The 7,801-nt window shown below is 58.2% G+C and carries 12 protein-coding genes; 11 read left to right on the top strand and 1 reads right to left on the bottom strand.

The features are described from left to right. The 7 genes from JHD07_RS26400 to JHD07_RS26430 form a co-directional block, all read left to right on the top strand. The coding region (locus tag JHD07_RS26400; protein ID WP_291627394.1) for a TolC family protein at positions 1-1,085 on the top strand (1,085 nt) is incomplete at its 5' end. Positions 1,086-1,096: 11 nt separating this feature from the next. Beyond that, positions 1,097-2,458 carry a copper oxidase gene (locus JHD07_RS26405; protein ID WP_291627395.1) on the top strand — a complete coding sequence of 454 codons (1,362 nt, stop codon included), beginning with the start codon at positions 1,097-1,099 and terminating at the stop codon, positions 2,456-2,458. A gap of 234 nt (positions 2,459-2,692) precedes the next feature. Further along, complete coding sequence (locus JHD07_RS26410; RefSeq protein ID WP_291627396.1) at positions 2,693-2,884, top strand: hypothetical protein; 192 nt, start codon at positions 2,693-2,695, stop codon at positions 2,882-2,884. 122 nt (positions 2,885-3,006) lie between these two features. Beyond that, positions 3,007-3,300 (top strand): copper-binding protein, encoded by a 294-nt coding sequence (locus JHD07_RS26415; RefSeq protein ID WP_291627397.1) that lies wholly within the window; start codon positions 3,007-3,009, stop codon positions 3,298-3,300. A gap of 231 nt (positions 3,301-3,531) precedes the next feature. Next, positions 3,532-3,924 carry a copper-binding protein gene (locus JHD07_RS26420; protein WP_291627398.1) on the top strand — a complete coding sequence of 131 codons (393 nt, stop codon included), beginning with the start codon at positions 3,532-3,534 and terminating at the stop codon, positions 3,922-3,924. A gap of 519 nt (positions 3,925-4,443) precedes the next feature. Then, positions 4,444-4,728, top strand: a complete 285-nt coding sequence (locus JHD07_RS26425) for a hypothetical protein (RefSeq protein ID WP_291627399.1) — start codon at positions 4,444-4,446, stop codon at positions 4,726-4,728. A 51-nt stretch (positions 4,729-4,779) separates the two neighbouring features. After that, positions 4,780-5,397: a cytochrome c gene (locus tag JHD07_RS26430; protein ID WP_291627400.1), complete on the top strand. Its 618-nt coding sequence runs from the start codon at positions 4,780-4,782 to the stop codon at positions 5,395-5,397. A 572-nt stretch (positions 5,398-5,969) separates the two neighbouring features. Here JHD07_RS26430 and JHD07_RS26435 read toward each other — a convergent pair. Continuing rightward, complete coding sequence (locus JHD07_RS26435) at positions 5,970-6,230, bottom strand: hypothetical protein (protein ID WP_291627401.1); 261 nt, start codon at positions 6,228-6,230, stop codon at positions 5,970-5,972. A gap of 349 nt (positions 6,231-6,579) precedes the next feature. Here JHD07_RS26435 and JHD07_RS26440 point away from each other — a divergent pair, with 349 nt between their 5' ends. The 4 genes from JHD07_RS26440 to JHD07_RS26450 all read left to right on the top strand — a co-directional run. After that, positions 6,580-6,729, top strand: a complete 150-nt coding sequence (locus tag JHD07_RS26440; RefSeq protein ID WP_291627402.1) for a hypothetical protein — start codon at positions 6,580-6,582, stop codon at positions 6,727-6,729. Positions 6,730-7,203: 474 nt separating this feature from the next. Beyond that, positions 7,204-7,557: a hypothetical protein gene (locus JHD07_RS26445; RefSeq protein WP_291627403.1), complete on the top strand. Its 354-nt coding sequence runs from the start codon at positions 7,204-7,206 to the stop codon at positions 7,555-7,557. Next, the gene (locus JHD07_RS39885; RefSeq protein WP_366865231.1) at positions 7,484-7,648 is read left to right on the top strand and encodes a hypothetical protein; all 165 of its coding nucleotides are present in this window, start codon (positions 7,484-7,486) and stop codon (positions 7,646-7,648) included. The genes JHD07_RS26445 and JHD07_RS39885 overlap by 74 nt, the downstream gene beginning before the upstream one ends. Before the next feature lie 83 nt (positions 7,649-7,731). Next, positions 7,732-7,801: hypothetical protein (locus JHD07_RS26450; protein ID WP_291627404.1), on the top strand; the 70-nt coding region annotated here is incomplete at its 3' end.

Genomic DNA, 7,801 nt, shown 5'->3' on the forward strand with positions numbered 1-7,801 from the left:
CCGGAAACGGTGCCTTGGAAGTCGAACGACAGGTCGTCGGCGACATCCTTGCGCTGGCGACCCTCCCGTTCCGCTCGGACATAGCGCGGGACCGCTTCCGAAAGGCGCAGCTCCGTGCCGCCGAGGACACCCTACGGCTCGCGGCCGAGGTGCGGCGGACTTATTATCGCGCCGTTGCGGCCAATGAACTGGTGGTACTTTTCACTGACGCGAAGTCGACCGCAGAATCCACCGCTCAGCTTGCGGAGCAGCTTGGTCGGACAGGCTCATTGAACAAGCTTGACCAAGCCCGCGAACAGGCCTTCTACGCCGAGACCACCGCCGATCTGGCCGCGCTACGGCAGGAGGCGGCGAGTTCGCGCGAGCAACTGATCAGACTTCTTGGGCTTTGGGGCGGCGACATTGGCATCCGGCTGCCGCAGCGGCTGCCTACGTTGCCGGGTCGTCCGCGCTCGCTCCCGAGAATCGAGGTCGATGCGGTCGGACATCGGCTGGACCTGCAGATGGCACGCATCGAACTGCTGGCGCTCGCGAAAGCAATGCAGCTCACGCAGGCGAGCCGCTTCGTGACGCTGCTCGACGTGGCGGGGATAGACAAAAAAACGCGCGAGCTGGAGGGTCCGCCATTCAAAGAACGTGGCTTCGACATCCAGTTCCAGATCCCGGTCTTCGACGGCGGCGAGGTCGGCGTCCGTCAAGCCACCGAGATCTACAATCAGGCGTTCAATCTACTGACCGAGAAGGCCGTCAACGTCCGCTCGGAAGCAAGGAATGCCTACCGCGTCTATCGCTCGACTTACGACATCGCGGGGCACTATCAACGAGAGGTCCTGCCGCTTAGACAGATCATCTCAGAGGAGATGCAGCTTCGCTTCTCCAGTATGCAAGTCGATGTGTTTGCGCTGCTGACCGAAGCCAGACAGCGGCTTGCGGTTCTGCGTGCCGCCATCGACGCGAAGCGGGATTTTTGGCTGGCAGAGTCCGAATTGCAGACCGCCGTGAACGGCGGCGGCCGACGGGCCGGCGAGGAGCAGCCTTCAGGTTCACGATCCACCACAACGGCCCAAGCCGGCGGGGGGCATTAAAGGAGACGAAGATGCTATCGCGAAGACGATTTATCGGGACGGCGGCACTGGTGAGCGCAGGCGCGGTGAGCGGGCGGGTACAGGCCGCTGCTATTCCCGAGGCGCCGATCATGGAGAAGGCAGTGATGCAGCCGCCGCTCCATCCAACGTCGGGCCCGGACTATCGCCCGGTCGTCACGCTGAACGGATGGTCGTTGCCGTGGCGGATGAACGGCGACTGGAAGGAATTCCATCTAATTGCAGAGCCCGTCGTGCGTGAATTTTCCCCAGGGATGAAGGTGCATCTATGGGGATATAACGGTCAGTCTCCTGGCCCGACGATCGAGGCTGTTGAAGGAGACAAGGTGCGCATTTTCGTCACGAACAAGCTCCCCGAGCAGACGACCGTCCATTGGCACGGTGTGCTTCTGCCCAACGGCATGGATGGCGTCGGTGGGCTCAACCAACCCCACATTCCACCCGGCAAGACCTTCGTCTACGAATTCCAGATGAAGCACAGCGGGACATTCATGTATCATCCGCACTCGGACGAAATGGTTCAGATGGCGATGGGCATGATGGGAATGATCGTCGTGCATCCGCGCGATCCCAACTTCCGGCCTGTCGATCGCGACTTCGTCTTTATCATGAGCACCTATCTGATCGACCCTGGCACTTACCTTCCTAAAGTGACGGAAATGACCGACTTCAACATGTGGACTTGGAACAGTCGCGTGTTTCCGGGCATCGATCCGCTCGCGGTGCGGTTAAACGACAAGGTCCGAGTGCGCATTGGCAACCTCACGATGACGAACCATCCTATCCACCTTCACGGGCATAGCTTCTCTGTGAGCTGTACCGATGGAGGCTGGGTACCCGAAAGCGCGCAATGGCCGGAAACAACGATCGATGTACCGGTCGGTGCCATCCGCGCGTTCGATGTTGTCGCTGACAATCCTGGCGACTGGGCATTCCACTGCCACAAGTCGCACCACACCATGAATGCGATGGGACACGACGTCCGAAATTTCATCGGCGTGTCGAAGAAGGATCTTGCAAAAGCCGTTGGGAAGCTCGCGCCCGACGCGATGGTCATGGGATCGACAGGTATGGCGATGGGGGAAATGGAAATGCCCGCACCGGATAACACGCTACCCATGATGACCGGCTCTGGCCAATTCGGTCCAATCGAGATGGGGGGAATGTTCACAGTGATGAAAATCCGCGAGGGTTTGGCGCCGGACGACTATAGCGATCCGGGCCCCTACAAATATCCTGCCGGAACTGTCGCCTTTGAAGTCGCCGCACCTTCGGAACAACCAATGCGCAAGGATAAGCCTGCGAGTATTCCAAAAGAGGGCGACATGAAGGCAAAGAAGCGCATGAAGGGATGAATGGCATTGTAGTATCAGGAATTACTGGCCGCTTCGGCAACACAGAGGGAAACGGCATGCAACACGCCACGTCTCTCATCGCGCTGGCTGAGCTGACGCGGATCACCGCCATTGCGTCGCAGACGAGGGTCCTAAGGGTCACAGCCACGACGACTCTCTTCCAGCGGGCGAACCCGACGATCCTAAGAAGCCGGCGCGCGTGGTACAGGCCACGATGGGCGAAATGGAGGATCGATGATGTACATGCCTGCGCCGATCCAGGTGGGTTCGCCCTCCGCAACAACGGTGAATTTGAAAGAACTCGTCGATGCCACGAGCAGCGAGAACCTGAAGCATACCGAAGCCATGAAGACACATCCAACATGGAGCAGGACGATCCAAATGCAAGGCGGCCTCTCCGAAAGACGGCGGAATGAGATCGTTTGAAAAAACAAAACCGCGCAGTTTGAGTGTGCATATCTGAATTTCGGGGCATGGGGAGCCCGGCACAATCGGCACTTCGACCTGAAGTAATCCACTGAGTAACCGCCATAGCAACAAGGATTCAAATGAGAACTCTGAAGATCGCCATCGTCCTTGCCTCGATCGTCACCTCCGCAGCCCCTGCACTCGCGCAGAACGCCATGGTCCAGGGTGAAGTTAAAAAGATCGATGCCGCCGCTGGAAAAATCACGCTCAAACACGGACCGATCAAGAATCTGGAGATGGACGCAATGACGATGGTCCTGCGCGTCAATCATCCGGACATGCTCAAGAACTTGAAGGTAGGCGACAAGGTCAAGTTCGAAGCCGAGCGCGCTTCGGAGGGAGTGACCATCACGAAGATGCAAAAGTCCAAGTGAACGGGTTGGCTCGAACACGCGAAAGCGGAAGCGAAACAGCTGGCGCGCGCCGATTGCGTTAGCACAGATTCAACCAAAGAACGGAGTTTCAATATGATGGCACAAACTTGCGACGCGCTCTGAGTTGCTTGTGGAAAATCAAAGCTGCCAAAACTCGCTGTGCAATGATGCATCGATCGATGACGCCCTATCGAGCGCCCGTGCGCGGCCGGCAAAGAGGAGGAGATAATCGTGCGCCAAGCAGTCGTTTTTGTAGCGATAGCGTTAGGCTCCGCAGCTGGGATCGTGCCTGCAGCGGCCCAAACGCTGACAAGCACGCCCAGCGAGTGGATGGAAAAGCTGAATCGGGAGCACAGATACCTTGTTTCTCCATCGGGACACGTGCATGCGAAAGGTCAGATCAAAGCTATCGACTCGGGTTTGGGCGCTGCTCCTTCAGTGACCATTCTTACCGAAGATATGCAAAGTGCCGACGGCAGCATTAGGATGCAGGCCATGGAAATGCCGTTCCATGTCACGAACCGTCGGATGCTGAAAGATCTGCGGCCCGGGGACTTCGTGCAATTTGAAGTGGCTAGGCTACGAAACGCTGTGATGATCACCAATATTCGGAAGTCCCGCTGAGCCACGCCCGCTTGCCGAACGAAGATCTTTTGTCGCCGACAACCCCAGGAGATTGGGCCTTCCACTGTCACAAGTCGCACCACACGATGAACGGGATAGATCATTATCGCCGGCTCGACCCCATTCGGCGCCGCCTGATGGTTAATCGTCGCTATGAAAAACCACGAAACCTAAACCGAAAGGAGAACTACATGAGAATCTTTCGTACGACGGCCCGAGCGGCCATCTTCGCAGCTTTGCCGCCCACTGCGGCGGCCGCAGAGATCAATGGCGAGGTGACCGAAGATCGACGCGAGCGTAGGAAGGATAACCGCAAGCACGGACCCGCAAAGAGTCAAGGATACTGTAACGCTTCAGCAGGTGGTGGTCGGAGATAAAGGTGAGGTTGTTGCCGAGAATACGGAGGGTGGCATCACAGCAACGAAGCTCCAGGAAAGCAAGACTCGACGTTGCTAGCCTGGTGCGACGGCGGCCCACCTGAGGTATGCTGCCAAAACAAAGTATGCAACGGAGAAATACATGACCACCTTGTTGAAGTGGACTGCCTCTGCGATTAGCACAATCTGTCTTGCGGTCATCTCAACCACGCCGCTGACTTCCGTCTTGGCTCATGAGGGCCACAAGATGGAGTGCAGCGAGACTTCCATCAAGACGTTGAAGGCCGATGTTCAAGCGATGCCGAACGGCGAGGCGAAGAAAATCGCCGCAAACGAAATGAAGGCAGCGGAAGAGATGATGCAGAAGAAGGATTTAAAAGCGTGTGTGGTGCATCTGCAGAACGCCATGGAAGCAACGGAGAAGTAGCAGATTGGTTTGCACCAAGGTTTCCCTCTGTGAACAGGTCGCGGTGACAGCATGATCCGTTTATCTGAATTGGACGCTAGGCGGCCACGGTTCGCTGTCGCGTGGATCGTTCTCGGTATTCTCGTGTCAATTGGCGCCGGTGGGTGGTTTTTCGTCCGCAGTGGCGCCTTCGATATCGCCGCCGATACCCCCCACAGTCAGCCGGTGTATTGGCTAATGCAAAAGGTGAGAGAATACTCGATCGCTGTACGCGCCTCCGATCCAGTCCCGAAGGACCTCGATGATGGAAAACGCATCGCATCGGGTGCCGGCCAATATGCGGAAATGTGCGCTACCTGCCACCTAGCGCCCGGCATGAAGCGAACTGAGATCAGCCGGGGTCTCTATCCGAGAGCGCCCGAACTTAGGCGCGGAAGTAGCCTCACGCCCGTTGAGGAGTTCTGGGTAATCAAGCATGGAATCAAGATGACCGGAATGCCCGCTTGGGGTCCAACGCATGAGGATGAGGTTCTTTGGGATTTGGTCGCTTTCTTGCGGAAAATGCCGAAGCTCACCGCAGAACAGTATCAAGCGCTCGTGAGAAGTGCTCCGAGGACGCATGATCAGATGATGCAGCAAAAGGAAGAAGAGGGCGAGAACCAACATGTCGGACATGGCGCGCACAAATAGCTTAATTTAGCGGACTTTTGTGGAGAGCCACTTGCCGCCTGTTCCGTCGCGAATCGACAGCGTTGCGCTGAGGTCCTCGACTGCGGCTTAAGCCACCGCTCCGGAGTTGTAACTGCTCGGCGGCTAAACTATGTCGTGAGCGAGGCAGCCGGAGAATGCATAAGTCAAGCGGCGGGCTAGGACGGCCAATTGGCTGGTGCAATGCTTTGGGATGTTGCTCCATGCGCCGTTCTTCACGGATCCAATCGGGCGCAGCCACAATCGGGAAGCAGCATTGATCTGACAGAGTGCCAGACCATAAGTTTTAAATGATATGATGAGCCTGAAATTGTCTTTCTCGGTGGTGCGGGGACGGTTGCGGACTCCCCATCGGCTGTTGGTTGACCGCGGTCTCTTTCAGGGGGGCCGCGCTCTTCATAACATCGATTGCAACGATCGCCGGTCGAGCCAGCCAGCATCTAGGCGCTACTTAACCCCTGGTTCCTGAACGGGTCGAAACAGAGCGGAGCTCAGCTAGCCCCGAAAGGCGGAGTGTGATCCAACGACGTGCTCGGAGGATCACTGTTTCGAAATCATTGTTCCTTCTTAGGCCCCATGTGGTGCGGCACGTCGGTCTTCGGTCCGCCGCCATAATGATGGCTGCCGCCGGACTTGCTTTTCTTCTTCGAACCCATGCTTTCTTTCCTACCCATGTGGTGCGGCTCGGCCTTCGGTCCACCTGTATAGTGGTGGCCACCACTCTTGTCGTCTCCCGCCGGGGTAGACTGCGCCATAGCCGGAAGCGCGACCAAGCTCATAATGGCAGCGGCAACAAACAATTTGCGGGTGTTCATCTCTAATTCTCCTCTCTAATCCGTTCACTCGTAAGCGATCAAATCAGATTTCTGATCCGGAAACAATGAAAGCGTGATCCGCGAGCGATGCAGTTGAGCCAGATCAACGAAACGGCCAGCGGAGAACTAGGAGCGAATGCACGAATTGAAGGCATGAATGCTCAACGTGCGATATGTTTGCGCAATTTAAAGCGCAGCCGGCCGTCCTCAGTTTGGCGGTACCGAGGCTTTCTACTCCGTACCGGTCTTCTTGCGGTCGGAGGCTCCGCTCACGCTAGGGGGCTGTCTGCCGACGGCGGTGCCATTGGCACGCACCGACCCGGTACCCGTGCGGGAAAGTGGCCCCCCGGTGCGCCACCGTTCGACGGTCGCGCCCTACACCTGCTGCTCCCAGCGCAGCCGATGTCATGGCGCGAACGGAACGACCGCGCCGCCCCGGCGGGACTACCGCACGGCCAATACCGCCATCCTGCTCGCAAGCGTCGTGGTGTTCGTGTGATTTGCTGCGCATTGCGCTACTCCTTTACGGTCCAGCCCAACCCCCAAATCCTCGTCACGTTCAACGTTCCTATGAATCTCACCGCGGTGCCGCGCTCGCTGGCGACGGCGAACACTCGCTTACTCCGCCGGTCGATCGCAACGGCCCGCCGATGAGGTTGTTTCCTAGGCAAACTCAAGGAGTTGCACGTTGGCGAAGGCGCACGTCGACGCAGCCGCCGTCGGTGCCACCCGCATGACGAGATGATGCAGAAGATGGACACGTGCGATGGTCACAAGTCTGGACAAGGGTCGCACCAGTAGTCGCCGACACGTTGGCCGATCGGCTCATCAGCGAAAGTCGTGCAAATACCTTCGCATGAGACAGCGCGATCCACGAGCGCGGCGACACGAACACTCCTACGATCATGACCCCGACCGTGGCCGTGCGCACGAACATGACCGTAGTCAGGAGAGCAAAGCGGCGCGGGACGACATGCTCAACGAGGGCAGCGGTCATGGCGATTTCGACGGCGGACCGGGAAACGACCTTGTGATCGGTGGCCCAGATGCCGACGGATTCATGATCTCACCCGACATACGGCCAGGCCGTGTCACCGATTTTCGTGCCGGACCGGACATGTTTGATCATCTCGCCCTCATGAACATCGAACCCGAGCAGTTCAAATTCCAGGACACCCGCGCCGGCGTGCTGATCAGTTGGGATACGGCACAAGGTGACGGCTCGGTACTGCTGGCGGGAGTTTGGAAAAGAGATCTGGCTCAGGGCCACCGCCAAGAACGATCTCTACTTCGGGCTCCGCGGCGACGATGGGCTCTATGGGGGTGAAGGCGACGACCACCTGGCGGGCGATGCAGGCAACGACCTTCTCGACGGAGGCAACGGCAGCGACGACGTTCGGGGCGGGGGACGGCGATGACCATCTGTACGGAGGCGCCATGAACGACAATGTGATGGGTCGCGCAGGCAACGACTACCCCGACGCCGGCGCCCGGAGACGACATGCTCGAGGGCGGTCCGGGCAACGACATCCTCAATGGCGGCGACGGAGCGGACGCCTTCATGGTTTCTC

This window comes from Bradyrhizobium sp. (genome assembly GCF_016462955.1).
Classification (GTDB): domain Bacteria; phylum Pseudomonadota; class Alphaproteobacteria; order Rhizobiales; family Xanthobacteraceae; genus Bradyrhizobium.